This is a genomic window from Plantibacter sp. 2H11-2 (genome assembly GCF_050031945.1).
Lineage (GTDB): Bacteria > Actinomycetota > Actinomycetes > Actinomycetales > Microbacteriaceae > Plantibacter > Plantibacter auratus.
This window is the reverse complement of sequence record NZ_JBNBBL010000001.1, coordinates 339268-364295: the sequence shown is the minus strand read 5'-3', so window position 1 is coordinate 364295 and position 25028 is coordinate 339268. Positions and strand designations below refer to the sequence as shown.

22 protein-coding genes and 1 tRNA gene are annotated in these 25028 nt (G+C 66.6%); 14 read left to right on the top strand and 9 right to left on the bottom strand.

Going from position 1 to position 25028, the window contains the following annotated elements; all coding sequences use genetic code 11:
- Positions 1-202: 202 nt before the first annotated feature.
- From ACQG07_RS01655 to ACQG07_RS01635, 5 genes are read left to right on the top strand one after another with little or no spacing between them, the layout of a single operon-like run.
- Positions 203-1195 (top strand): HamA C-terminal domain-containing protein, encoded by a 993-nt coding sequence (locus ACQG07_RS01655; protein ID WP_426736974.1) that lies wholly within the window; start codon positions 203-205, stop codon positions 1193-1195.
- Positions 1196-3874 carry a DEAD/DEAH box helicase gene (locus ACQG07_RS01650; RefSeq protein ID WP_426736973.1) on the top strand — a complete coding sequence of 893 codons (2679 nt, stop codon included), beginning with the start codon at positions 1196-1198 and terminating at the stop codon, positions 3872-3874.
- The gene (locus ACQG07_RS01645) at positions 3871-4743 is read left to right on the top strand and encodes a hypothetical protein (RefSeq protein WP_426736972.1); all 873 of its coding nucleotides are present in this window, start codon (positions 3871-3873) and stop codon (positions 4741-4743) included. Before ACQG07_RS01650 ends, ACQG07_RS01645 begins: the two co-directional genes overlap by 4 nt.
- A gap of 58 nt (positions 4744-4801) precedes the next feature.
- Positions 4802-5677: a hypothetical protein gene (locus ACQG07_RS01640; protein WP_426736971.1), complete on the top strand. Its 876-nt coding sequence runs from the start codon at positions 4802-4804 to the stop codon at positions 5675-5677.
- Positions 5659-5811 carry a hypothetical protein gene (locus tag ACQG07_RS01635; RefSeq protein ID WP_426736970.1) on the top strand — a complete coding sequence of 51 codons (153 nt, stop codon included), beginning with the start codon at positions 5659-5661 and terminating at the stop codon, positions 5809-5811. Before ACQG07_RS01640 ends, ACQG07_RS01635 begins: the two co-directional genes overlap by 19 nt.
- A 54-nt stretch (positions 5812-5865) precedes the next feature.
- Here ACQG07_RS01635 and ACQG07_RS01630 read toward each other — a convergent pair whose 3' ends face one another.
- From ACQG07_RS01630 to ACQG07_RS01600, 7 genes are all read right to left on the bottom strand, one after another.
- Positions 5866-6030: a helix-turn-helix domain-containing protein gene (locus tag ACQG07_RS01630; protein ID WP_426736969.1), complete on the bottom strand. Its 165-nt coding sequence runs from the start codon at positions 6028-6030 to the stop codon at positions 5866-5868.
- Positions 6031-6422: 392 nt separating this feature from the next.
- Positions 6423-7034 carry a low molecular weight phosphatase family protein gene (locus tag ACQG07_RS01625; RefSeq protein WP_411558179.1) on the bottom strand — a complete coding sequence of 204 codons (612 nt, stop codon included), beginning with the start codon at positions 7032-7034 and terminating at the stop codon, positions 6423-6425.
- Positions 7031-8437 carry a polysaccharide biosynthesis tyrosine autokinase gene (locus tag ACQG07_RS01620; RefSeq protein ID WP_426736967.1) on the bottom strand — a complete coding sequence of 469 codons (1407 nt, stop codon included), beginning with the start codon at positions 8435-8437 and terminating at the stop codon, positions 7031-7033. The genes ACQG07_RS01625 and ACQG07_RS01620 overlap by 4 nt, the downstream gene beginning before the upstream one ends.
- Before the next feature lie 107 nt (positions 8438-8544).
- A complete protein-coding gene (locus ACQG07_RS01615) occupies positions 8545-9021 on the bottom strand; it encodes a DapH/DapD/GlmU-related protein (RefSeq protein WP_079002213.1) in 477 nt (158 codons plus the stop codon).
- Positions 9022-9175: 154 nt separating this feature from the next.
- Positions 9176-12598, bottom strand: coding sequence for an error-prone DNA polymerase (locus tag ACQG07_RS01610; RefSeq protein ID WP_426736966.1), 3423 nt, complete (start codon positions 12596-12598; stop codon positions 9176-9178).
- Positions 12599-12642: 44 nt separating this feature from the next.
- Positions 12643-14238 (bottom strand): DNA polymerase Y family protein, encoded by a 1596-nt coding sequence (locus tag ACQG07_RS01605; RefSeq protein WP_137241895.1) that lies wholly within the window; start codon positions 14236-14238, stop codon positions 12643-12645.
- Positions 14235-14972 (bottom strand): hypothetical protein, encoded by a 738-nt coding sequence (locus ACQG07_RS01600; RefSeq protein ID WP_193555816.1) that lies wholly within the window; start codon positions 14970-14972, stop codon positions 14235-14237. Before ACQG07_RS01600 ends, ACQG07_RS01605 begins: the two co-directional genes overlap by 4 nt.
- Positions 14973-15113: 141 nt before the next feature.
- Here ACQG07_RS01600 and ACQG07_RS01595 point away from each other — a divergent pair, with 141 nt between their 5' ends.
- Entirely contained in the window at positions 15114-15815 is a 702-nt protein-coding gene (locus tag ACQG07_RS01595) for an SOS response-associated peptidase (RefSeq protein WP_124769077.1), read from the top strand.
- A gap of 167 nt (positions 15816-15982) precedes the next feature.
- On the opposite strand, the gene ACQG07_RS01590 is transcribed toward ACQG07_RS01595, so the two are convergent.
- Positions 15983-16186 (bottom strand): cold-shock protein, encoded by a 204-nt coding sequence (locus ACQG07_RS01590; RefSeq protein ID WP_056006986.1) that lies wholly within the window; start codon positions 16184-16186, stop codon positions 15983-15985.
- A 374-nt stretch (positions 16187-16560) separates the two neighbouring features.
- On the opposite strand from ACQG07_RS01590, the gene ACQG07_RS01585 reads away from it, so the two are divergent.
- Positions 16561-17655: a fatty acid desaturase family protein gene (locus ACQG07_RS01585; protein ID WP_085510601.1), complete on the top strand. Its 1095-nt coding sequence runs from the start codon at positions 16561-16563 to the stop codon at positions 17653-17655.
- 10 nt (positions 17656-17665) lie between these two features.
- Here ACQG07_RS01585 and ACQG07_RS01580 read toward each other — a convergent pair whose 3' ends face one another.
- Positions 17666-18304 (bottom strand): MBL fold metallo-hydrolase, encoded by a 639-nt coding sequence (locus ACQG07_RS01580; RefSeq protein WP_124769078.1) that lies wholly within the window; start codon positions 18302-18304, stop codon positions 17666-17668.
- Positions 18305-18387: 83 nt separating this feature from the next.
- Between ACQG07_RS01580 and ACQG07_RS01575 the strand changes: the two genes are divergently transcribed.
- The 7 genes from ACQG07_RS01575 (at position 18388) to leuD (ending at position 25012) form a co-directional block, all read left to right on the top strand.
- The gene (locus ACQG07_RS01575; protein WP_426736965.1) at positions 18388-19290 is read left to right on the top strand and encodes a diacylglycerol/lipid kinase family protein; all 903 of its coding nucleotides are present in this window, start codon (positions 18388-18390) and stop codon (positions 19288-19290) included.
- 108 nt (positions 19291-19398) lie between these two features.
- Positions 19399-19471, top strand: a tRNA-Glu gene (locus ACQG07_RS01570).
- Between the two features lie 163 nt (positions 19472-19634).
- Positions 19635-20690 (top strand): trypsin-like serine peptidase, encoded by a 1056-nt coding sequence (locus tag ACQG07_RS01565; protein ID WP_274499727.1) that lies wholly within the window; start codon positions 19635-19637, stop codon positions 20688-20690.
- The gene (locus ACQG07_RS01560) at positions 20687-21613 is read left to right on the top strand and encodes a hypothetical protein (RefSeq protein WP_426736964.1); all 927 of its coding nucleotides are present in this window, start codon (positions 20687-20689) and stop codon (positions 21611-21613) included. Before ACQG07_RS01565 ends, ACQG07_RS01560 begins: the two co-directional genes overlap by 4 nt.
- A complete protein-coding gene (locus ACQG07_RS01555; protein WP_426736963.1) occupies positions 21610-22728 on the top strand; it encodes a DUF4333 domain-containing protein in 1119 nt (372 codons plus the stop codon). Before ACQG07_RS01560 ends, ACQG07_RS01555 begins: the two co-directional genes overlap by 4 nt.
- Before the next feature lie 191 nt (positions 22729-22919).
- Positions 22920-24416 (top strand): 3-isopropylmalate dehydratase large subunit, encoded by a 1497-nt coding sequence (leuC, locus tag ACQG07_RS01550; RefSeq protein WP_079705635.1) that lies wholly within the window; start codon positions 22920-22922, stop codon positions 24414-24416.
- Positions 24416-25012 carry a 3-isopropylmalate dehydratase small subunit gene (gene leuD, locus ACQG07_RS01545; protein WP_274499730.1) on the top strand — a complete coding sequence of 199 codons (597 nt, stop codon included), beginning with the start codon at positions 24416-24418 and terminating at the stop codon, positions 25010-25012. The genes leuC and leuD overlap by 1 nt, the downstream gene beginning before the upstream one ends.
- Positions 25013-25028 lie beyond the last annotated feature (16 nt).

Sequence of the window (25028 nt, the reverse complement as noted above, 5' to 3'; positions counted from 1 at the left end):
TGAGGGTGGCTACGTCAGCGGTAGAACATCAGTCAGGTAGGCGCCTATTCGAGCCGTGGATGATGACGCTTACTCTTGACGCCACGGAAAGTTCTTCATAATGAGGCGCAAATGAAGGCCCACCGCCGAGCCACGACGCGAATCTCTGAGATCCAGGCCATCCTGGGTTCTACTCCACGTTGGAGTGAACTGGGGGTTCCGTATGACGATCACACCTGAGCCGGTGTTGCCACTTTCTCTTCTCGCTTCGAACCGAGACAAATTCAACGCACTCTTCTACGACACGGTCAGCGTCGCTCTTCAGAAAAAGACGAATCTTCACGTGCACGTCCTCCGGGTCCAGAACGGGAACTTCGATCTCGCTGGGCTGTACCGCGAGCTGAAGAACAATAGCGTCGCATACGTACTTTCGCGTCTGAACTATAAGAAGGCGCTGGAGGATCCTGGTCGTCTCATGGAGGTGGCCGAAAAGGTGCGATCGCAGTTCCGGATTCCCGACGAGAAGGCTGGTGAGGGCGGCGAAGTGATTCTGTACTCACTCCTGGAGGGCCATCTTGGGGCGCCGAAGGTGCTCTCGAAGATGGAGTTGAAGACGAACAGTGATCACTACGTTTACGGGTCTGACGGAGTGCACCTCCTGCGCGCCGAGGACTCCTCCTACCAGCTCATCTTCGGCGAGTCGAAGATGTACGGCGACTCAGGGGGAGTGGGCACAAGCGCGAAGCGCGGCATCAAGGCCGCCTTCAAGTCGGTTGGCAAGGTCCACGACGAAGGCTTCGACTTCGATACCTGGCTCGTGCAGTCCGAGCTCCTCAAGGAGGAGCTAGACGAGGCCAAGCTCGCCGCCCTCGCAGCTATCTTGCTCCCATCGAGGGGCGGGGGAGACGACGCGATCAAGAAGCACAACGCCTTCGGTATCTTCGTCGGCTACGAGATTGACGTCTCAGACATGAAAAATGAAGACATGGAGTTGGACGAGATCGAGGCCGAGCTCCAGAAGCGTGCGACCGAGGCCATCACCGCGCAGCACGATCTGATCAAGCAGGAGATCATCGACCGCGGCCTCGGCATCTACCCGATTCACCTTTACGCCGTTCCGTTCGCGAAGCGTGGGACTGGCGACAAGGTGCACGGGATTACGCAGATCCGTATGGAGCTTGCCGCTCAGCTCGGGAATCACGGAGCGTCGAAGTAGGTGGCCGGCCGCATCGCAGCTGACGTCCTCAGCGACATGATCGTCGCGCGCGAGGATTTCGCAAACGACCTATTCGCCGTCGAGACCGCCTCTTCTGAGGCTTTCTTGACGGGAGCAACTTCCTCCGCCGTGATCGACGACGACTTGGTCGATCGGCTTCTCCGCTACGCGGACATCATGTCCCACTCAACGCTTCCCCTGCACCGTGAGTCCGCCTACAACCTGATTGCGCTGCTGCGGGAGTACGACGAGCTCGTTGGGCTCTCGGAGCGTGGCAGTGGTCGTGTCACTGCAGTCGCGACGGCCGTACTAATTGAGCTTGGCAATTTCCCCGGTCTGCGGACGCTGTCGAATATGACCGATGCCACCTACTCACTGCCAGTGTCTCGAGGCGTGCTTCGTGCCGCCAAGGAGGTCACCCAAGCCACGAAGCGGGGTACCGCGACGCTGACGGACACCCAATTCGAGATTGCTGAGCGCATGCGGGGAGAAGACTTCTTCAGCTTTTCGGGGCCGACATCGCTCGGAAAGTCCTTCATCTTGAAGGACGCGATCTACGACATCGTCGGTCGATCCGACCTCGATCAGCACTGCGTCGTCGTGCTTGTGCCAACGAAAGCTCTGATCGGGCAGACAGCCGCCGATCTCCGAGAGTTGCTGCGAGATGTGCCCAAGGTCAACGTCGCTACGTTCCCGTCGCTTCCGCTGTTTCTCCGAAAGACCTATCCGCGGACGATTTTCGTACTGACGCCGGAGCGCTTGCTTCGATACCTCTCGAATCCCGTGCGGGACATTGACTACCTGATCGTGGACGAGGCGCAGAAGGTGATCGCCAAGAAGGATGCTCGTTCGTCGATCTACTATCACGCCATCGTTGAGACGATTCGTCGGTTCGCGACCAAGCTCGTGTTCGCATCGCCGAGTATCGAGAACCCGCAGCTATTCCTCGAACTCTTCGGCAAGGCATCAAACGGTGCACTTGCGGTCCGTGAACGCACGGTTGCTCAGCAGCGGTACTTTGTCGACCTCGTGGACCGCAAGCAGTTCTATCTGTCCGGAGCCTCTGGTACCGATGGACAGCTCAAGGCTGCGCCGGCCGCAACGACGGCAATCGAGCTTGTGACTTCGCTCAGCGGAGCCCGGAAGTCGATCATCTACATCAATAGCTCGGCTAAGTCCGCCGATTTCGCGATGGAGCTCGCGAAGGTTTTGCCGAAGATTTCCGATCCCAAGATTGACGCGCTCATCAAGTTCGTGAAAGAGCACATTCACAAGGACTACTTCTTGGCGGACACACTCAGCCGCGGAGTGGCATTTCACCACGGCAAGATGCCACAGGAGGTGAGAGAGAAGGTCGAGCAGTGCTTCTCCGATCCGGAGTCACCGCTGCGGTACGTCGTCTGTACGTCCACGCTACTGGAAGGCGTGAACCTGCCAGCCAAGAACATCTTCGTTCTCAACGACACGCACGGACCGTCCGGCTTCGGCAAGATCGACTTCGAGAACCTTGCCGGGCGAGCGGGCCGGTTGACGTACGACTTCTCCGGCAACGTCATTTGCGTTCGTCATGAACCTGGCGGCTGGAGCGAGACGCGTCAGGAATTGATACCTCGCGGCGAGCCGATCGTGGCCGAGAGCTTCCTGGTCAATCCCGGGAAGACCAGAAAGGACTTCACAGACATCGGTCATGTGCTGCGAGGCGAGAAATTGCCTGGCACGCCATCGAACGACGCGAAGCGAACCGTCGAGCAGTACACATCGATCCTGCTCCTCCACGTCCTCGGCAACCAGCAGACACCTCTGCGTTCTCTCTTCCTCGCGAAGGTGCCCGATGCGGTGAAGCTGTTGGACAAGGCGGTGAGCGGTTTCACCGGTTCGGAAGAAGTGCTCCGTCGGTCGCCTGGAATCCAGCCGAAGTACCAGAGCGCGGTTTGGGGCGAGCTGACGAGCGGCGTGGCCGGTCCGCTGATTCCAGCCGACGTTTCAGAGCTGAGCTTCGAGCTGTTCGAAGCGATGCTGCTTCGTCTCGGGCGCGCGTACAACTGGATCGTCGAGGAGTCGGGCGGTAAGGACCCACTCGTCCCGAAGGAGGAGCCTGGCTACTCGGTTCGGCTTCGCTACTGGGCGACACTGATGTCCTACTGGGTGAAGGGGGATCCGCTTGTTCTCGTCATTAGTCGAGCGATTCGTTACCACGCTAAGCAAGGCATCGTCACCTATCGCGACTATGCCGTCTCGCCGTACCTGATCACCGAGCCGTTCAAGGCCGGCGATGCGAAGCAGGTCAATCGAATCATCGAGGAGACCATGCGTGATCTCGAGACCGGCTTACGGTTCAAGATCATCAGCTACCTGGAGAACTACTACGACCTGGCCGTCCAAGCACTTGGATCTGAGAAGGCGGGAGTGAACGTCGCGAAGCTGGTCGAGTACGGCTCGAGCGACGCGAAGGTCATCAACCTCCAGGAGGTTGGATTTACCCGCGGCGTCGCACTCGATCTGCTCGCGAAATACGGATCGTTCTTGACTTTCGTCTCGAACGAAGAACTTGACACCGTAGACCTGGAAGGGATCATGGCTGTTCCAGACCTTGACACAGACGTGAAGGCCGAGCTTGAGAACATCCTCCGAAAGGCCCCTCCCACGGCTGTCGCAGTCGAAGTCGAGCCCCTGCAATGACCAGCCGATGGCACAACCTCGTCACGGAAACCCAGTTCGCGACTGAGCTGGTCCGCTCCGGGATTGCCCGGGTCTGCGAGCTGCCGATGAACGGCAACCGACCTGACCCGTTGGGATACGACGAGGTCTACCCGCTCAACGTCGGCCTCTACATGTACACCAGCGGACTCGAACGGCTCTGCAAGCTGGCGCTCGCGTGTCACGGCTTCGCCTCTACTGGGACATTCGCGCCCGTTAGGAAGTACTCGCACCACCTGAGCAAGCTGCTGGACGCCCTCGAGAAGTTGGATCTCGCAAACCTCGAAGCCTTTCACCCCGAGTACCTCCAGCGCCCTAGCGACGAGTTTGGTGATGACTTGGTCAAGTGGTTGGAACGCTACTCATCGGGCGAGGGTCGTTACGAGATTCTTGATTCACTCACGAAGGACGACACCGACATTCAGACGTGGGACGTCTGGGTCGAGTTCTGCTCCCGCGGCGTCGTGAGCGCGGACGTGGAGGAGAGCATCAGCATCCGCTACGCAATTGGAAACGCGGTACGCGACATTTGCAATGCGAACGATCTCGAAAGCGCAGCGCATCCGCTGCTCGAGGAGACGACCAGACCACTCTACTCTGCGTCTGCGGCGGTCGGGCTCGCGATGTATCGCCGGGCAAGGTGGGCCGCCGAGGTACTCGCCTCTGTCACGTATTACACGCACGAGGACCTTCCAATCCTGCGCGAAGGCGTGGACGTGCTGACGCAAACCACCGATAACTTCTTTGCGTACGAAGTTGCGGGGATTTCCGATCGCGAACCGGTCATCGAGGAGCTAACTCATCACTTCGAGACGTTCGTCGATCCCGCAGAAGCGGAAGACGAAGGCTAGTACGCTCTGGGTCTAGCCGTTGACTCAGTTTCCGATCGCGCGAAGTTAGGCTCTGGCCATGGCGCACCCATTTGACACACTTCCCGAACGGCTCTGGGAGGCATCCGCATCATCGGCTCGCTTTGCCGTGAGCCACTACGCCGATCCCGACGATCAGGTACTACTCCGGGCTGCTCTTTCACTTGGACACGCTGCCGAGCAGTTGATCATGGCGTGCGTCGCTTCGGTCGACACCGCACTCCTCGCGGACGGGAAGGTCCCGGCGGCGCGGTTCGCGCTCTCGAAGGGCAACGTCATCGGTGCACTGGACATCCATTCGCTCCGCACGATAACTTGGGGCGAAGGGCACACGATCCTCCGTCAGCTCGATCCAAAACTTGGGGACCAAGTAGACATCAAGTTCGTGATGGAGACCCGCAACGCGGCGGCTCACATTGCGATCGTTGACCCGGCCGACCTGGCGGAGGCCGTGGTCAAACTTGCCCACGTCGTCGGGCTGCTCCCTGGTCTCGTTCCTTCGTTTAGCGAAGACGACTACTGGGGCCCCACACACCTCGCCGTCGTCACGGGCCTCAGGGACGCGCGCGCCGATCAGGTCAAGCTCGTGCTCGATGCAAAGCTGCTCGCGGCAACGGAGTACTTCACCTCACTGTTCCCGAGTATGAGCGAGCCCGATCGCGAAACTGTCCTGATCGCCATGAGGCAAGAAAGCCAACCCGCTCGGTTTACGGCCAGGACGGAGATGTGTGGGAACGACACGAGTGTCCGGCATGTAGCCGCTCTGGCTACCTGCATTTTGCCCTCGAGAACCAAGAGGATTACGAGGAGATACTCGACCATGATCGGCAAGGCAACGTCGAGAATGTCTACATCGTGGTCTCCGTCGAGTGGATTCCTCTCGCGTTCGGATGCCCGGTGTGCGGCCTCGACCTGACTGAGGACGAAGTGGTGTTTCTGGACGGCGTGGAGTCGTTCATCGAGGATGACAAGGCAACACTCGAAGACGACGCTCTGCGTTCGTACCTGGGGTATGACGACTACGAGCCAGACATCGACGACTGGCGCTAGCGGCGAACCGTTCTCTGAGCCCCGCTGTTCGGTTCGCCTGGATCAGGTCACGGCTCACCTCGTTGTGACGCGCGGAGCCTTTGCCCTCATCTCGACGCCTACGCGGTGCAACGCCCGAAGCACCGCACCGTGCGAAAGCTTGAACTGCTTCTCAAGCTCCGCGATCGAGTGACCTGCCTCGTATGCGGAGGCCAGTGTCCGCTCGTCTTCGACGGTCACCTTCGACCTCCGGATTGCGACTCCCTCTTCACGCAGCATGCGCGTCAGCGCCGAGTTGGCTACACAAAGCTCCTGGGCAAGTGACCGGACGCTTTCACCTGCGTTCGCACGACGGACTACTTCACTCACCATCTCCGCTCCAAGCCGCTTCGACAGCTCGTGGGCTCGGTACGAAACGGGCTCGCTCAAACCGTCCACTCTGTCGCCTACTTCCGCGAGTTTCCGCAGTTCATCAGGGGTGAAAGGTAGATTCCAATGGTTTGAGTAGACGTTCGTAAGGTCAGCCAGACAGCAACATCACGACGAAGGCCCGCGATCATCGCGGGCCTTCGTCGTTTCCGGCGTGCTCGGCCCGTCCGTGGGCCGGTGGGTGCAGTGGCACACCGACGTCCTCAACGAGGCCCCGAATCCTCCTCGACGGCAGTGCGCTCGAACGCGATGATGCGCTCGACCGCCGGGGCGATCTGCGACGCCATCCGACGGAAGACCTCCGGGCCCTGACCGAACGGGTCGACGACGTCGTCCTGGGCCGGATCCGGGAGTCGTGCGCTCGTCCGGTTGGCCGCCAGCTCGGGGGCAAGACGCATCCAGCGCCCTGCTCGAGGGCGGGGAAGTCGTCCCGAGTCGACGGTGTCGAGGAGCCGGGCGAACTCACGCAGGGAGAAGGTCCGACGCAGCGCCTCCGGGCACAGCCGGAGGACAGCGCTGCGATGCTCCCGCGTCATGGTGAGGACGACGTCCTGTCGAGCCACGAGGTCGGCGGTGAGCTGCGTCGCGGTGAAGCCGGCGGCCGTCGCGGCGAGCGGACCGAGCAACGCCGCGCTCGAGGGGTCGATCGGGTGTCCGCGCAGCGCGCCCGTCCCGGCGCTCCGCACTTCGAAGCCGGACGCGTCGACCTCCGACAGCCCACCGCCGAGGAGGAACTCGGCATACGGGGATCGACAGATGTTGCCGGTGCAGACGATCAGGATCCGGGTCGGAGGCGGATCGAGCGGGGTGTTCATGCCGTGGTCCGCCGTGGTCGACGCGTCGGGGCGGTCCGGTGGTAGTACGCGTAGGACGACGACTGCTCTCCTCGAGCCACCTCGATGCGGTTGAGGACGACCCCGAGGAGCTTCGCCTGGACGAAGCTGAGGTTCTCGAGGGACTGTCGGAGCTGGTCGCGGTGCAGTCGGCCGTCGGCCGACGCCACGAGCAGGACGCCGCTCGCAAGGGTCGACAGTGCTGTCGGGTCCGAGACGTTGATGAGCGGGGGCGTGTCGATGACCACCACGTCGTACGCGCGTTCCATCTCGGAGAGCGCACGCTCCATCGCTGCTGATCCGAGGAGTTCGCTCGGATTCGGCGGCAGCTCGCCGGAGGTGAGGACGGCGAGACGCCCCGCCCCGTTGACCGCTTGCGAGGCATCGCCGAGGCTGATCCTGCCGGTGAGCACTGTCGTGAGCCCGACCGCACCCTCGAGACCGAACATCTCGTGCTGGCGGGGTCGGCGCAGGTCCGCATCGACGAGGAGGACGGAGTTCCCCGCCTCTGCGAGGACGAGCGCGAGGTTCGCCGCGGTGGTGCTCTTCCCCTCGCCCGGGACCGAGGACGTGACCATCACACTGCGGAGTCCGCCGTCGATGGAGGCGAACTGGAGGTGTGTCCGAAGCTGCCGGAAACTCTCGGCGCGCCGGCTGTAGCTCTCCGTCGATCCGAGGATGAGTTGGGCCGCGTCGGTGGGTTCCGTGTGGAAGGCGCCGAGGATGCTCGTGTCCGTGAGCTTCTCGATCGCCGAGCGACCGCGGAGTCGGGTGTCGAGGACCTCGATCAGCAGCGTGATCCCGACGCCCAGGGCGAGGCCGGCGAGGATGCCCACCGCGAGGTTCTGCAGCACGTTCGGCGCGACGGGGGACCGGGGTGGAGACGCCTCTTCCACGATCGTCAGCCCGACCGGGGTCGGATCGCCCAGCGCACCGGCGGAGTCCACCTCGTTGGCGCTCTCGACGTCGTCGACGAGGTCGACGAGCACCTGGGCTGCGGTGTTCGCGATGCGGGCTGCCGCAACCGGATCGCTGTCGACGGCGGAGATGTCGATCAGGACCGACTGGGCGGGATTGGACGCTGAGATCGTTCCGATGAGCGACGCGGGGTCGAGGTCGAGGCGGTCGGCCACCGTGGACCGGACGGTCGAACCGGTGGCGAGGATCACGTACGAGGCGACGCGGCTCTGGGCGAAGGCGTTGCCCTGATTGAGGTCGCCGACGGAGTCGCCGCCGGTGACGGCGACGAACAGCTGGCCCGTCGACTGGTACACGGGTTGGGTGATGAGGGTGTACCCGTGGGCGAGCGCCGCTGCTCCCATGGTGATCGCGACGATGAGCAGCCAGCGATGGCGGAGGATGCGCAGGTAGTCCTTCAGGTCCATCCTGATATGTTAGTTGTCTGAAATGTGTGTCGTGTCCGGCGGAGACGACGCAGGGCCCGGACTCACGAGTCCGGGCCCTGCATGACGGTGGTGGAGCGGTCTGCCGGTCAGGCGGCCTTCCCGAACCGGTCGGTGCCGTTCGCACGAGGTCGGCGCGGGGCGCGGTTCGTCTGACGGACCGTCGGTTCGGTCATGACCGGTCGTTCACTGCCGACCACGGTGCGGTCTGCGACCCTGGCATCTCGATCGACGCTCGCGCCGTGGGCGACCTGGACGTCGGCGCCGAGACGGGCGTCGCTTCCGACCCGCGCTCCGCGTCCGATGACACAGCGCTCCCCGATGTGGACGTTCGCGCCGATGAAGGCGCCTTCGCCGATCACTGCGGACCGGTCGATCCAGGTTCCGGCACCGATCCAGGCGTTGGCACGGATGTCCGCGTCAGCCTCCACGAAGGTAGTGCGTTCGATGAACGCCGACGGATCGATCAGTGCACGAGCTGCGACCATGCCCTTGCCGTTCGGGTGGTGACGGTACCGTTCCACCTCGCCGGTCCGGCCTTCGATCTCTTCGTACACTCTCGCCATGGGTGACCCCCTTCTGGTCTACTCAACACTGGGGACAACGCCGGGTGGCTCCCGGTCATTCCTTCCCGGGGCCTGCCTGGGAATCCCATGAGTCTCGTGCTGTGCTGTAGAGGGTGTTCGGAGGAGGAGCCCGCCGCGGTTTGGTCGTGACGGGTCATTGGAAGTCGCGCGAACGGGTGTTCGCCCCGATCCGGAGCGCTTCCAACCGATCCGCCACCAGATTGACGATGCCTTCCGGTGATCGCTCCAGCATGCCGCGGACCACCATCGCCGGGGCTTCCCTGGCCACGCGGCGATACCGGTTCCAGACGCCGACACTGCAGATCACGTTGACGAGTCCCGCTTCGTCCTCGAGGTTCATGAAGGTGATGCCGCTCGCTGTCGCCGGCCGTTGCCGATGCGTCACGACGCCCCCGACCTCCACGCGACGGTCCGTCTGCGCCGTCAGGAGTTCGTCGGACCGTAGCGCACCTCGCCGTGTGAGTTCGGCACGGACGTGTCGGATGGGGTGGTCGTCGGTCGACATCCCGGTCGACCAGATGTCGGAGATGAGCTGTTCGGCGGCCGTCGGAACCGGGAGCAACGGCGGCTGCACGGTCGTGAACGTCCCCTCGAGCTGGTCGGGACGATGCCGACTGGCCTGCGCTGCGCCCCACATCGCCTCACGACGGGTGAGGCCGAATCCGTCGAAGGCGCCTGCCGCCGACAGCGACTCCAACTGCGAGGAGCTCAGGCCGATCCGCCTGGCCAGGTCGGCCTGGCTGGTGAACAGCCCTCCGGACTCCCGTTCGGCGACGATCCGCTTCGCGAGCTCCTCACCGATCCCCTGGACGGAGGAGAGTCCCAGCCGGACGGCGAGTGCGCCGTCGCGCCGGTGTCCTGCCGAATCGTCGGGAAGGAGCGGATCGAAGAGCCCGGTCGGCCCCTGTTCGTGTTCGAGGCAGCGCGTGCGCCCGCCGGGAGCGACCGGGGCGCCGGGGGTGGCCTCCGGGTCGAGCGCTTCGAGGCCGGCCTGTGCGCCGGAGCGATGCAGATCGGGGCGCAGGACGGAGACGCCGTGTCGGCGGGCGTCGGCGACGAGGGTCATCGGCGAGTAGAACCCCATGGGCTGCGCGCGGAGCAGGGCCGCGAGGAAGGCCCCCGGGTAGTGTAGGCGCAGCCAGGCGCTCACGTAGACGAGGAGGGCGAAGCTCAGGGAGTGGCTCTCGGCGAAGCCGAAGTTGGCGAAGGCCTGGATCTTGGCGTACACGGCATCGGCGTCCGCACCGACGATGCCGTTACCGGCCATGCCGAGGTACAGCGTGTCCTTGAGGCTCTCGATCTTCTCCTCGCCGCGCTTCGATCCCATCGCCCGGCGCAGGAGGTCAGCGTCCTCGGCCGAGCACCCACCGACGGCCATCGCCATCTGCATGAGCTGCTCCTGGAACAACGGCACGCCGAGCGTGCGTTCGAGGACCGGTTCGAGGCTCGGGTGGAGGTAGGTGATGGGCTCCTGGCCGGTCTTCCGGCGCAGGTAGGGGTGCACCGCGCCGCCCTGGATGGGCCCAGGGCGGATCATGGCGACCTCGATGACGAGATCGTAGAACCGGCGGGGGAGCAAGCGTGGCAGCATGCCCATCTGCGCGCGGCTCTCCACCTGGAAGACCCCGATGGTGTCGGCCCGGCAGAGCTGGTCGTAGACCCCTGCTTCGTCCTTCGGGATGGTCTCGAGGGTCCAGCGCTCCCCGGTGTGCTCGGCCACGAGGTCGAAGCAGTACTGGATGGCCGAGAGCATGCCGAGACCCAGGAGGTCGAACTTGACGAGACCCATCCAGGCGCAGTCGTCCTTGTCCCACTGGAGGACCGTGCGACCGTCCATGCGCCCGTGCTCGATCGGGCAGACCTCGCCGACCGGCCGATCGGTCAGCACCATGCCACCCGAGTGGATGCCCAGGTGCCGAGGCAGGGTGAGCATCTGCTGCGCAAGACCGACGACGCGCTCGGGGATGTCGTGGTCGGCGCTCGACATGACCCCGCCCCAACGCTCGACCTGTTTCGACCAGGCGTCCTGCTGACCGGGGCTGTACCCGAGCGCCTTGGCGGTGTCGCGGACGGCGAACTTCGGCCGATAGCTGATGATGTTCGCGACCTGAGCGGCGTTGCGGCGCCCGTAGGTCTCGTAGACGTACTGGATGGCCTCCTCGCGCCGGTCGGAGTCGAAGTCGACGTCGATGTCGGGCTCCTCCTCCCGCATGCTGGAGAGGAACCGTTCGAACGGCAGCTCGTAGAAGATCGAGTCGACGGCGGTGATCCCGAGCAGGTAGCAGACGGCCGAGTTCGCGGCGGAACCGCGTCCCTGGCAGAGGATGCCCCGGCCGCGGGCGAAACTGACGATGTCGTGCACGATCAGGAAGTACCCGGGGAAGTCCTTCTGCTCGATGACCTCGAGCTCCCGTTCGATGCGTCGGAGGTGTTCGGGAGTGGCGTCGGGGTACTTGACGGGGACGGCTTCGAGCACGATGTGCCGAAGCCAGCTCATGGGCGTATGGCCCTCCGGGACGCGCTGTCGCGGGAGCTTCGGGCGGACCGCCCGCAGGCTGAAGGCGAGTTCGTCGGCCAGCTCGACGCTCCGTGCCACCGCTCCGGGATATCTGGCGAACCGGTCCGCCATCTCGGCTCCGCTCCGCAGGTGCGCGGTTCCGGCCGCGGGAAGCCATCCGTCGAGCTCGTCGAGGCTGCGTCGTGCTCGGACGGCCGCCAGCGCGGTCTGGAGTCGATGCTGCTCGGGTGTGGCGTAATGGACGTTGCCCGTGGCGACGACGGTGAGGTCGAGCAACGCCGCGATCTCGGCGAGTGCATCGTTCTCCGCCGAGTCCTCCGGGTGGCCGTGGTCGCTCAACTCGACGACGACGTGCTCCGGACCGAACAGGGCGACGAGTCGGTCGACCGCGGCGGCGGCGGCCTCCAGACCGTGCTCACGGAGCGCGGTGCGGACGAACCCCTTGCGGCACCCGGTGAGCACGGTCACGTGGCCGGCGACGGAAGCGGCGAGCCGCTCGAGGTCGTAGATCGGGTGGCCCTTCTCGGCTCCGTCGGCGAGTTGTGCGTCCGTGATCGCGCCGGCCAGGCGGTGATACCCCTCTGCTCGACGGGCGAGCAGGAGTAGATGATGCCCGACGGGGTCGGGGACGCCGTTCTGCGGCCGGTCCAAGCCGATGGACAGTTCGGCACCGTAGACCGTTCGGAGGTCGGGGAACCGTTCCGCCGCCTCGGCCATCCGTACGACGCCGTAGAAACCGTCGTGGTCGGTGAGCGCGAGCGCGTGCAGGCCGAGTGCCGCAGCCTCTTCGACGAGCCGCTCCGGCGGGCTCGCGCCGTCGAGGAAGCTGAAGCTCGAGTGCGCGTGGAGTTCCGCATAGGGGACCCGCGTCGTCGTCGGGCGCTGCTCCGGTGGTTCGGGGACGTACGGTTGACGCTTCCGCGACCAGGCTGGGCTGTCCCCGCCGTCGGCTCCCAGCGGCAGGGTGGCCGGTCGGCTCGCGTCGGACAGACGGCGCTCGAACTCCGACCATGAGACCGGGGGGTTGTTCCATCCCATGCTGGGCTCCTTCGTCATGCGGTGCGGTGCGAACGTGATGCGGTTCAGTCGTAGCGGGCCTCGGCCCTCCAGTGCTGCTCCTCCAGCAGGAGGAGCCAGGCCTCACCCGAGTCGTCGAGGACCTGGAGACGGTGGACGCGATGGTGGCCGTCGTCGTCCCACCAGCGTTCGTCGATGCTCCAGGGGCCGGCCCAGCCGTCGATGACGTGCCAGTCCGAGAGGGCGAAGAACCGTGCGGGCGCTGCACTCACGGTGCTGCGCTCGTCGACCGCCACGGCCAGTCCCGTCGCGTCGACGACCTCGACCGGAACGGCGGTGTCGAAGACGGTCGACGGAGCCGCTCCCGGGATGGTCCCGGGCCAGGGCCGGTTCCTGCGTTCGGCCACGGCCGCCTCACCACCCGGTGGAACACTGCCCCAGGGGACCAGGATGCGGCGGTCGAGGAGGAGGCGTCCGCCGGACGGTACCGCGGTCACGACGCCGTCGTGACCGAGCATGCTCTGGACGCGGGCGAGTCCGCTGTGGATGCGTTCATCCGGTCCGCTGCCCCAGAGCCCTTCCTCGTGTTCCGCGGCGTCGTCGAGGGTCTCCGGGACGACCTCGACGAGTTCGACGGGGGAGGCGAGTCCGTGATCGATGTTGGACGCGCCCTGCAACTGCCAGCGCACGCGATCGAGGACGTCGCCGGCGGTGAACCAGCGTGGGTGGAGCCAGGTACGGGTGGAGCGCTCCCCGCGCTCGCTCCGCATGCTGATCGTGATCGCGGTGGTCACGAGGCCGGCCTCGGCCAGGCCGGTGATGAACCGTTCCGCGGACTGCCGGAACCCGAAGGTCAGCTGATCGATGCGGTCGAGCGGGGGCTCGAAGGCGATCGACACGGCCAGCTCCGTCGGCGGCACGCGAGGGACGACGCTTCGGGCGTCCGCGCCGGCTGCGAGGCGGTGCGCTCGGGCGCCGTCGGGGCCGAAGCGGTCGCGGACCTCGGTCGCGGGCAGTGCGCCGAACGCCCCCAGGGTGCTGATCCCGAGCCGGTGCAGCAGTGAGCTGAGTTCGGGGCGCCCGAGTGTGGACAGGGGGAGTGGGGCCAGGAAGGCGGGAGAGGCTCCGGAGGGGATGACGATGATCCGGGAACCGTCCTGCTGGAACGCGGTGGACCTCGCGGCCTGCTCCGCGGCGAAGGGGCCGTCGGCGATGCCGATCCGTGCATCGGGGACACCGAGCTCGTCGAGGCGGGCCAGGAGGACCTCCGCCGCAGCCGACTCGCCGCCGTAGTATCTGCTCGGTCCTCGGGATCGGATGGCGCAGAGCCCGGCCCGGAAGGGCTGGACGCCCGGCATGAGCTCCTCGATGCCGAGGAGGATCGGCTCGAAGGCGCGGGTGTCGACGACCGGGTCGTAGTCGGCGGTCGCCAGTTCCGGACAGCGGGCCTCAGCCTCGCGGACACGGAGTCCTCGCCGCACTCCTGCTCGACGTGCGGTGGCGTCGCAGGCCAGGACCTCACCATGCTCGACCAGGGCCAGCGGAGCGTCGGTCGTGTCCTCGGACAGTGTCCCGGAGAGTCGTGCCGCCACGATCGGCCAGTCGGGGCACCAGAGGACCATGGTGCGCTCGACCGGTCCCGCAGGCGGTTCGGTCGTCATCGGTTCACGACCATCGGGAGCCGGACGACCGTGTCGTCGTCGAGGAGGCCGGAGCCGGCGAGCGGCGCGGTGCGACCCTCGGTCGACCCCAGGGGCAGCGTCAGGTGTGCGGTCCTGGGCCGGCCCGCAGCCCCCTGGCCGAGCATCGAGCTGACGGTGAGCCGCCGATGCCGGAGATGTCCGTGCCCCGCCCCGAGGCCGCTCCAGGAGCTCTCGGTCACGCGCAACGTCGCATCGCTCTGCGGCCAGGAACCGAGGACGATCAGTGCGGCCTCGCGCTGCCGGAGGCGAGCCGCGAGTCTGGCGGCGTCGCTCGGGGCGATCCGTCCGGGAGGCGCTGTGATGAGCACGCCGGCGACGTCGGCCATGGCCGCGGTGACCGTGAGCCAGTCCGGACCGGGCTGGGGGACGAGGACGAGTCGTTCGAGGTCGATGCCCATGGAGGCCGCCGCCTCCACGCCGAACGACGGGAGACCGATGACGGCGCACCAGGTCCCGGCTGCGGACGGTCCGGCCATGAGCGACATGGCGAGTGCCGTGGAGCCGAGCACGGAGTAGCTGCCTCCGGCCTGGAGGGCGCCACCGGGCAGGAGCCGGGAGAGCTCAGGAGCGGTCGGCAGGGATCGGGTGTCGAGGCGCGTCCCCTGCATTCGCTTGATGCGCCCCTGGAGTTCGTGCAGCTCGGTCGCGGTGTCCGCCCTGACGGGGGAGTCGACGAGTGCGCGGAGGGCCATGGCTCAATATTCGAACATATCTTCGAACAAGTCAACCGGCTCGATCCGGTCTCGACGACGACTGACGGATGACTCGACCATGGTCCTGCATCCCACCGACACGCGGTCCGCGGTGTCAGCAGCGCCCGGTACGCTGGGCCCATGTGCGGACGTTTCGTCGTGACCGAATCCACCGAGGAACTCATCGAGCTCTTCGACATCGACCACGCGGCTGCCGAGCTGCCCGGGCCCTCGTACAACGTGCGCCCGACCGAGCAGATCCCGATCATCCTCGACTCGGTGAAGACGGGGCCGGTGGTCCGCCGGCTCGAATCGGCGCGGTGGTCACTCGTGCCGTCGTTCGCCACCGAGTTGAAGAGTCAGTACCCGACCTTCAACGCTCGCGCGGAGGAGGTCACCACCAAGCCCACGTTCGCGCCATCGGTCAAGCAGAAGCGCGCGTTGGTCCCTGCCGCCGGGTACTACGAGTGGCACACCGAGGGTGCGACGAAGACCCCGTACTACGTGCAGACCGCTGGTGGTGAACCGATCGTCTTCGCGGCCCTCTACTCGTGGTGGCGCGATCGCTCGCTACCGGACGACGACCCACGGCGTTGGGTGCTGAGTGCGACCATCCTCACGCGGCCGGCGGTCGGTCCCTTGCAGGAGCTGCACCCACGGACGCCCGTGACGCTGCCTCCGGAATGCTGGGACGCCTGGCTCGATCCGCACCACGAGGCCGACCAGGACGAGGTCGACGAGATGGTGTCCGCAGCGACCGACGTCGCGGAGCAGCTCGTCTTCCACCGGGTGGCGCCGTTGCAGGGCGATGGTCCTGAGCTCCTCCTCCCCGTCCAGGAGTAGCCGCAGGAGAGTCGCCCGGAGGCGCGGAACCGCCCAGGAAACACGAAACCCACCCCGGACACACAGAACCGCCCCTGACGCGAACGTCAGGGGCGGTTCTCGGTGTCTCAGACGCGAGGGCTGGAATGACCGGCCGCTCGGATCGTCAGCTCCGACTGATCAGAGAATCAGAGGGGGCGGATGTTCTCGGCCTGCAGGCCCTTGGGGCCCTGGTTGGTCTCGAACTCGACCTTCTGGTTCTCCTCGAGCGAGCGGTAGCCGCTCGTCGCGATGGCGGAGAAGTGTGCGAAGACGTCGGCGCTGCCGTCGTCAGGAGTGATGAATCCGAAGCCCTTTTCGGCGTTGAACCACTTCACAGTTCCAGTTGACATGTATTTCCTCTTTCATGAGTGACCGTTCCCGACTTTCGGGCCCGTTCGTCGCGGTGTTCTTTGCTCGCTCCTCAGAAAAGCAGCGTATCCATCGGTGGAAACGCGGCTTGAAATACCTGCGCAACACAACAACTTCGATCCACGTTAGCCCATCTCGGCTCGAAACGGCAGCCGAACACGTAACGGATTGGCCAATTCTGCGTCTTTTCTCGACAACTGGCGGGTGAGTGGCCTGATCTGGGGTCGGATGTCGTGATGTGGGGTGATTCTTCAGACACCGACCGTAGGCTGTGGCCATCTGCAGAGCTCGCGCTCGTCCGAGCATCCGCTCATCGCCCCGGCTGGGAAGTCGACACGATTCCTCCGGAGTGCCCATGTCAACTGAAGCCATCCTCGGCCCGGTTCGTGCCACGAGCCCCCGCAAGCCCGGCGCTGCGAACGTCACCAGCTCCTACTCGTCGCTGTTGAAGACGGTTCGCGAAGCGGGACTCCTCCGCCGCCACCGCACGTTCTACATCCTCACGTTCTCGTTCCTCGTCATCGCGCTCCTCGGCTGCGTCACCGGGTTCGTCCTGCTCCGCGAGTCCTGGTTCCAGCTGCTCATCGCCGGCGCGCTCGGCATCATCCTCACCCAGTTCGCCTTCCTCGCCCACGAGGCCTCGCACCGCCAGGTCTTCGAGTCGGGCCGCGCGAACGACCGCGCCGGCCGGTTCCTCGCGGCGGGCATCGTCGGCATCAGCTACTCGTGGTGGATGACGAAGCACACGCGCCACCACGCGAACCCGAACCAGGTCACGAAGGACCCCGACATCGAGATCGACACGATCTCCTTCATCGAGGAGGACGCTGCCAAGGCCAAGGGCCTGCAGGCCCTCATCACCCGCAAGCAGGGCTACCTCTTCTTCCCCCTCCTCATGTTGGAGGGCATCAACCTCCACGCGCTGTCCTTCAAGACCCTCTTCGGTCCGGGCAAGGTCGACGGCCGCGCCGCCGAGATCAGCATGATCGTCGCCCGCGTCGGTCTGTACCTGGCCGCGATCTTCCTCTTCCTGCCCGTCGGCATGGCGTTCGCGTTCCTCGGCGTCCAGCTCGCGGTCTTCGGCGTCTACATGGGTGCGTCCTTCGCGCCGAACCACAAGGGCATGCCGATCATCCCGGCCGACATGAAGCTCGACTTCCTCCGCAAGCAGGTGCTGACCTCGCGCAACGTCCGCGGCTTCGGCATGGCCACCTTCATGGGCGGCCTGAACTACCAGATCGAGCACCACCTGTTCCCGAGCATGCCTCGCCCGGCTCTGGCTCGTGCTCGCGTCATCGTGCGGGAGCACTGCGAGACCCAGCAGGTGCCGTACACCGAGACGACCCTGCTGCAGTCCTACGCCATCGTCATCGAGTACCTCAACCGGGTCGGCCTCTCGGCCCGCGACCCGTTCGACTGCCCGGCGGCGGCGAACTTCCGCCGCCGGTAGTCGACCGGTCTCAGACCTCGAGCGTGTCGAGCGGGGCGAGCGGGTAGTAGGTCCCGCCGCCCTGTTCGGTCGCCCACTGCAGGCGGTCGTGCGACATGCTCTGTCCCGGCCCCGAGAGCACCATCTCGTGCGTACCGAACGCGCGCTTCGGCGCGACGGCGGTGACGAAGTCCATGCCCTCGGAGATCTTCATCCACGGTGCACCCGCCGGGGCGGCCAGGACGTCGACCTCGACGCCCTCGGGGACGGCGAAGGAATCGCCGGGGTAGTACACGAGGTCGTTGATGAGGACGCCCACGTTGTCGATCACCGGGATCGACGAATGGATGACCGCGTGGGTCCCGCCGAAGAAGCGGAGCGTGAAGGGCCCCGCTTCGACCACGTCTCCCGGGGCGACGACGGTGATGTCGTACCCGTCCGCGGCGGCGGCCACACCGGCCGGTCCGTAGAGGACGGCCTCCGGGCTCGCGGCGAGGATGCGGTCGAGGTGCTCCGCGGTCCAGTGGTCGGGGTGCAGGTGCGTGATCAGGACCGCCGCGGTGTGCTCCACATCGGCGATCGGGGACGTGAACGCGCCCGGGTCGACGATCAGCTTGGCGCCGTCCGTCTCGAGGAGGAATGCTGCATGTTCGAACTTCGTGAGTCTCATAGGACGAGTGAATACCGTGGGAGCGCCGGGGGCAACCCGGTCGTCCGGGTATCCACCCGCCGTGGGCCTGTCAGAATCGGCAGGTGACCACGCAGCCCCGACGCATCGGCGTCGCCATCAACCCGACCGCGTCGTTCGGCTCGACCCGAGCCGTGGGCCCGATGGTGCTCGACGCCCTCGAGCAAGCCGGGCATCGCGCCGTCCGCCTGCAGGAGCGGACCGTCGGACAGCTCCGGAGTGCGGTGCAGACTGCGATCGAGGCCGGGTTGGACGCGCTCGTCGTCGTCGGTGGCGACGGCATGGTGAGTCTGGCCGTCGAGGCGGTACGTGACTCGGGCCTGCCGTTCGTTGTGGTCCCGTCCGGTACGGGCAACGACATCGCCAGGGGAATCGGGATCCCGCTGGGGGATCCCACAGCCGCGATCGCGTCCCTGCTCCGTGCGCTCGAGGGCGAGCCGCGCGTGATCGACGCCGGCACGGTGACCGACGGCGAGCGGACGACCTGGTTCGTCGGTGCGGTGTCCGCAGGCTTCGATGCCCTCGTCAACGAACGGGCGAACCGCATGCGACGGCCGCGCGGGCGCAGTCGGTACACGATCGCGATCCTCCGCGAGCTCCTCGCCCTCCGCGCGCGTCGATACGAGCTGACCGTGGACGGGGCGCCGGAGACGGTCGACGCCGTCCTCCTCGCCGTCGCGAACAACACCTCGATCGGTGGCGGCATGCTCATCGCGCCACAGGCGGACCTTGCCGACGGCCGATTCGACCTCTTCGTCGTCGCACCCGTGTCACGGTTCCGGTTCCTCCGGCTGTTCCCCAAGGTCTTCTCGGGTGCCCACACGGATCTCGACATCGTGCGACTGTCGCGGGTCCGTTCGGTCTCGATCGCCGCGGACGGCGTCACGGCCTATGCCGACGGGGAGCGCATCGGTCCGCTGCCGGTCACGATCGATGTGGTCCCCGGTGCACTCCGCGTGCTCGCCTGAGCCTGTCCGGCCGACCGTGACCACCGCGCGACACGCCCGTCGGATGCCGCTGGTGGCCTCGATTTGTACGGCTCGAAATCGTATGGCATACTCATATCCGTTGCTTACGGCCCCATCGTTTAGCGGCCTAGGACACCGCCCTCTCACGGCGGCAGCACGGGTTCAAATCCCGTTGGGGTCACAACACCGAACGAAGCCTCGCTTTCCTGAGTCATCAGGGAGCGGGGCTTCGTTCATTTGGCGGCTCGAACGTGCCCGGGATGTCCACGCAGGCCCTCCGGGGTGCGCGGAAGGCAGGGCCCGCACCGATCTCGCCGAGTGCCGCTGCGTGCTAGCTTGGCCGGGTGACCGTGAAGCAGAAGCGCCGCGCTCCGGCGACAGCCGCAGTCCTGATCCTCGCCGCCCTGCTGACGGGGTGCTCCATCCCGGTGACGGGGGAGCCCGTAGCCGGCGGTGCAGGCCCCGTCGTCGACGTCGCCGGCGGCACCGACGACACCCTGCGCAAGGACTTCGACGCGAGTCCCCAGGAGGTCAACGACTACTGGACCGACGACAAGTTCGGGGGAGCGACGGCACCGGACCTGAAGCCGGGGGAGGACACGCTCACGGGTGACCAGGCCACCGGCGTGGTCGTGCACCCCAGTACCGGTGTCGGTCCCGACGTCGACGTCAAGGCCATCGCCCCGACAGCAGCCGGCGACCCGTACCCGGCGACCGGACTGGCGGCGGCCACGCAGGGACGTCTCTACTTCTCCATCGGTGGCGCCACCTACGTCTGTTCCGCGAGCGTCGTCAACGCCCCGACCATGGACCTCGTCCTGACCGCGGGCCACTGCGTCTGGGACACGTACGGCAAACAGCTCGCCGAGAACATCATCTTCATCCCGGCCGACGCGGCCAACGGCCAGACCCAGCCCTACGGGCAGTGGGCCGGGGTCAGCACCTACGTCCCCGACGAGTTCACCAGTGAGGCGACGTCGGACGCCAGTGGTGCGACGAGCGGCAACGGCTGGGCCTACGACTTCGCCTTCATCCGACTCGCCCCGAACGCGTCGGGTCAGAAGATCCAGGAGGTGACCGGCGGTCAGGGCATCTCCTTCGGTACCCCGCCAGAGGGCATCACCGTGATCGGTTACCCGTCGGCCGCCCCGTTCGACGGTCAGTCGCAGCGCTACTGCGCGAGCCAGGCCGCCACTAAGGGCTATGCCGGCTACCGGGTCGACTGCCTCATGACCCCGGGTTGCTCGGGCGGCGGCTGGCTCACCCGGCTGGATCCAGCCACCGGCGCCGGGTACGTCACCTCGGTCACCTCGCGCGGCGACGGTTCCTGGCTCGAGGGCCCCGTCCTCGGACAGCGGGCGCTCACCCTGTACAACGACGCTCTGGCGGAGGGGTCATGACCGCCCGCACGAGCATGACGCGACACCGTCGGCGGATCGGTGTCCTGGCTTTGGCCGGGAGCGCCGCACTCGCCTTGAGCGCCTGCACGACGCCCGGATCGGCGTTCCCCGACGCCGCCGCCCAGCAGAGGTACATGCAGGATCTCGCCGAGGCGAGGTTCGAGCTGCTGTCAGCCCAGATCGGCCAGGCTCCGGACGTGATCGGGTCGGCATACGTCCACGCCGTCTCGGGGGACCTCGAGTCGCACGAGAACGACTCGGTGGTCCTCTTCGGCGACCCGACCGCCTCGTTCAGCCAGGACAAGGGCTCCGCCGACGGCGACACCGTCGACATCTATCACCAGGCGGGAGTCGACTACGACCTCCTGCTGCTCGGCGGTGAACTCAAGGAGCTCGCGCCGACTGAGTGGGTGGCCGTCCAGACGCAGTACGTGGCCGAGGAGGACGCGGAGGGGTCACTCGGACCCGCCTGTGTCTACCCGGGCATCTCCATCGCCTGCGACATCTACTCCGCGGTCGAAACGACCCGCAGCTCGGGGGACGGCGCGCTCAGCAGCGTCGTGGTCTCGATGCGGAACGACGGCTCCTCACAGATCTCGACGAGCGCGAGCCTCGAGAGCGTGCTGGCCGTCGGGACGCTCTTCGACCTCCCGGACGACCTCGTGTCGGCGTTCAGCGAGGACGACCTGGCGACCCTCCTGCCGGTGACGATCTTCCAGAACGCCGAGGGTGGCCTCGTGAAGATGGAGTTGAGCGGGACGGTCGAGAGCGAGACCAAGCTGCAGTTGCAGGCCGGCTTCGAGGTGTCGGGTACGTCGACGCTCGAAGACCTGCCGACCGCACCATCAGGATTCGACGTGACGGTGATCCCGGCGGCCGATCAGGCCGCGTTCTGGGATCGGATCGAGGAGTTGAGGAAATGACCGACGACCAGAAACCCGAGGACCTCGGAAAGCCCCCGGTCGGCGGCCCCCTGCGCCCCGACCAGCAGCCGCCGGGATTCCCCGACCCGAACGCACCCCGCCTGGAGTTCGGGCCGGGCAGCCCGCAGCGTCAGACGCCGCCGCAGAACGGTGCACCCCAGAACGGCGCGCCGCAGGGTCAGAACGGACCACCGCAGGGCGTCCCGTCCCAGAACGGCCCGTCTCAGCCGTCCGCACCTGGTCAGACCGGTGGAGGGCCCCGTCCGCAGGGAGGCGCCCCAGGGCAGCAGTCCAACGGTCCAGCGCCGCAGCCGCCAGCCCAGTCCGGAGCGCCGTTCGCCGGCGCGCCCGGTGGGCAGCCGTGGGTGCAGCAGCAGCGGCCCTCGAACGCAGCTCCGAACCAGCAGCAGCAGCAGGGGCGGCCAGGCGGTCCGGACGGGTTCCGGCCCCCGACATCGACTGGTCAGCCCGGTCATGCGCCCGGGGGTCCTCAGCAGGGTCGGGCCCTCGGCCAGGCTCCACAGGGACGTCCGCTCGGCGCGCCGCAGGGCCAACCTCAGGGTCGGCCGCAGGGGCCGCAGGGTCAGCCGCCCTACGGTCAGGCACGCCCGACCGGGCCACAGCCCTTCGGTCCGGGACAGGCGCAGCACCCGAACGGCCCGTTCCAGCCAGGTCCACAGCAGCATGGATCGCAGTCCGGCCCACAGCAGACCGGTCCGTTCCGTCCTGGCCCCGAGTACGGGGCGACCGGCCAGCAGCCGGCTTCGGGGCCGAAGGCCGCCCGCAAGCCGCTCGGGCGCAAGCTCTGGATCGGCGTGCTCGTCGGTGCGGTCGCCGCATCGCTCATCGCCGTCCCGCTCACCCTCCTCTCGGTCGGTCGCCTGTTCACGCCGATGCTCGACCGCGGCTCGGTGCAGACCGGTGTGGCCGAGGTGCTCAAGCAGGACTTCGGCCTCGCAGACGTCGAGAAGGTCGAGTGCCCGAGTGATCAGCCGGCCACGACCGGGACACAGTTCGAGTGCACCTTCTCGTACAACGCGAAGAGCTACCCGGTGGCCGTCGAGGTCATCAACGACCAGGGGCAGTACCGCGTCGGGATCGACGCGCCGAAGTAGCACGGTGTCGGCACCGGCGTCCCCTCGAGCGACGATGGTGCCGACGGCTTCGTCACGGACCGGGTGGTACGCTGGGCGAATGTTGTCCGGGCTGCTCCTCCTTCCCAGCCGCGACGAGGCCTAGTTCCAGGCTCCCTCGTCGCGGAGGTCGCTGACGCCTGACCACTCATCGTTTGAAGGAATTCCACGACATGTCGCAGCTGAACGCCGATCCGTCCGTCCCGAGCATTCCCGAGCACCCGCGCACGCTCGCCGAGAAGGTCTGGGACGACCACCTCGTCGTCAAGGGCGAGGACGGCACACCCGACCTCATCTACATCGACCTGCACCTCGTCCACGAGGTGACGAGCCCGCAGGCCTTCGACGGTCTGCGCCTGGCCGACCGGCCGCTGCGTCGCGTCGACCTGACGATCGCGACCGAGGACCACAACACCCCGACGCTCGCGATCGACAAGCCGATCGCCGACCTCACGAGCCGCACACAGATCGAGACCCTCCGTCGCAACGCCGCGGAGTTCGGGGTGCGGATCCACTCCCTCGGCGACCTCGACCAGGGGATCGTCCACGTCGTCGGTCCGCAGCTCGGCCTCACGATGCCCGGGATCACGGTCGTCTGCGGCGACTCGCACACCTCGACCCACGGCGCCTTCGGGGCCATGGCCTTCGGCATCGGCACCAGCGAGGTCGAGCACGTCATGGCCACGCAGACGCTGCCGTTGAAGCCGTTCAAGACCATGGCGATCACCGTCGAGGGCACGTTGCGGCCGGGCGTGACCGCGAAGGACATCATCCTCGCCGTCATCGCGAAGATCGGCACCGGCGGTGGGCAGGGCTACGTCCTCGAATACCGCGGCTCGGCGATCCGTGCGCTCTCCATGGAGGGCCGCATGACGATCTGCAACATGTCGATCGAGGCCGGGGCCCGGGCCGGCATGGTCGCCCCGGACCAGATCACCTACGACTACTTGCAGGGCCGCCCGCACGCTCCGACCGGAGCCGACTGGGACGAGGCCGTCGCCTACTGGGACACCCTCGCGACCGATGAAGGCGCCGCCTTCGACGCCGAGGTCTTCCTCGACGCCGACACGCTGGAACCCTTCGTCACCTGGGGCACCAACCCGGGCCAGGGCGTCTCGCTCAGCGAGAACGTGCCCGACCCCGCGGCCATCGCCGACCCGAACGAGCGGTCCGCCGCCGAGCGCGCCCTGGAGTACATGGCGCTCGAAGCCGGCACCCCGATGAAGGAGATCCCGGTGGACGCGGTCTTCATGGGCTCCTGCACGAACAGCCGCATCGAAGACCTGCGGGCGTTCGCATCCGTCATCGAGGGCCGCACGAAGGCCGAGGGTGTGCGGGTCATGGTCGTCCCGGGTTCCGCCCGGGTTCGGATCGAGGCCGAGGCCGAGGGGCTCGACAAGATCATCACCGACTTCGGTGCGGAGTGGCGGTTCGCCGGATGCTCCATGTGCCTCGGGATGAACCCCGATCAGCTCGCTCCGGGGGAGCGCTGCGCCTCGACGTCGAACCGCAACTTCGAGGGTCGCCAGGGCAAGGGCGGCCGCACACACCTCGTCTCGCCGCTCGTCGCCGCGGCGACCGCCATCCGCGGAACACTCTCCAGCCCGGCCGATCTCGAGGTCGAGCCCGGCAGACACGCCGCCACCGAGCAGGAAGGCGTGCACGCCTGATGGACAAGTTCACGACCGTCACCGGCGTCGCCGCTCCGATGCGGCGTTCCAACGTCGACACCGACCAGATCATCCCCGCCGTCTACCTGAAGCGGGTCACGAAGACCGGCTTCGAGGACGCGCTCTTCGCGGGGTGGCGTCAGGACCCCGATTTCGTCCTGAACCAGCCCGTCTACCAGGGTGCCAGCATCCTCGTCGCGGGGCACGACTTCGGCACCGGCTCGTCGCGTGAGCACGCCGTGTGGGCCTTGCGCGACTTCGGGTTCAAGGTCGTCGTGTCCTCCCGCTTCGGCGACATCTTCCGCGGGAACTCCGGGAAGCAGGGTCTCCTCGCCGCCCAGGTCAGCGAGGAGGAGCTCGAGCAGCTCTGGGCTGCGATCGAGGCCGCTCCCGGGTCCGATTCCGTCGTCGACCTCATCGCCCGCACCATCACGGTCGGCGATCTCACGGTTTCGTTCCAGGTCGACGATTACACTCGGTGGCGGCTCATCGAAGGACTCGATGACATCGGGCTGACGCTCCGTAGCGAAGAGCAGATCACCGCGTTCGAGGCCCGGCGGCCGAACTGGCTGCCCCGCACCATTCCCGTCAAGTAGCAAGGCAGTAGGTACC

Coding starts and splice junctions, on each gene's coding strand:
- ACQG07_RS01625 (WP_411558179.1), bottom strand. CDS start 7,034: ATGAACACCCCGCTCGATCCGCCTCCGACCCGGATCCTGATCGTCTGC.
- ACQG07_RS01560 (WP_426736964.1), top strand. CDS start 20,687: ATGACCGCCCGCACGAGCATGACGCGACACCGTCGGCGGATCGGTGTC.
- ACQG07_RS01620 (WP_426736967.1), bottom strand. CDS start 8,437: ATGGACCTGAAGGACTACCTGCGCATCCTCCGCCATCGCTGGCTGCTC.
- ACQG07_RS01585 (WP_085510601.1), top strand. CDS start 16,561: ATGTCAACTGAAGCCATCCTCGGCCCGGTTCGTGCCACGAGCCCCCGC.
- ACQG07_RS01590 (WP_056006986.1), bottom strand. CDS start 16,186: ATGTCAACTGGAACTGTGAAGTGGTTCAACGCCGAAAAGGGCTTCGGA.
- ACQG07_RS01655 (WP_426736974.1), top strand. CDS start 203: ATGACGATCACACCTGAGCCGGTGTTGCCACTTTCTCTTCTCGCTTCG.
- ACQG07_RS01645 (WP_426736972.1), top strand. CDS start 3,871: ATGACCAGCCGATGGCACAACCTCGTCACGGAAACCCAGTTCGCGACT.
- ACQG07_RS01600 (WP_193555816.1), bottom strand. CDS start 14,972: ATGGCCCTCCGCGCACTCGTCGACTCCCCCGTCAGGGCGGACACCGCG.
- ACQG07_RS01640 (WP_426736971.1), top strand. CDS start 4,802: ATGGCGCACCCATTTGACACACTTCCCGAACGGCTCTGGGAGGCATCC.
- ACQG07_RS01595 (WP_124769077.1), top strand. CDS start 15,114: ATGTGCGGACGTTTCGTCGTGACCGAATCCACCGAGGAACTCATCGAG.
- leuC (WP_079705635.1), top strand. CDS start 22,920: ATGTCGCAGCTGAACGCCGATCCGTCCGTCCCGAGCATTCCCGAGCAC.
- ACQG07_RS01555 (WP_426736963.1), top strand. CDS start 21,610: ATGACCGACGACCAGAAACCCGAGGACCTCGGAAAGCCCCCGGTCGGC.
- ACQG07_RS01615 (WP_079002213.1), bottom strand. CDS start 9,021: ATGGCGAGAGTGTACGAAGAGATCGAAGGCCGGACCGGCGAGGTGGAA.
- ACQG07_RS01610 (WP_426736966.1), bottom strand. CDS start 12,598: ATGGGATGGAACAACCCCCCGGTCTCATGGTCGGAGTTCGAGCGCCGT.
- leuD (WP_274499730.1), top strand. CDS start 24,416: ATGGACAAGTTCACGACCGTCACCGGCGTCGCCGCTCCGATGCGGCGT.
- ACQG07_RS01605 (WP_137241895.1), bottom strand. CDS start 14,238: ATGACGACCGAACCGCCTGCGGGACCGGTCGAGCGCACCATGGTCCTC.
- ACQG07_RS01580 (WP_124769078.1), bottom strand. CDS start 18,304: ATGAGACTCACGAAGTTCGAACATGCAGCATTCCTCCTCGAGACGGAC.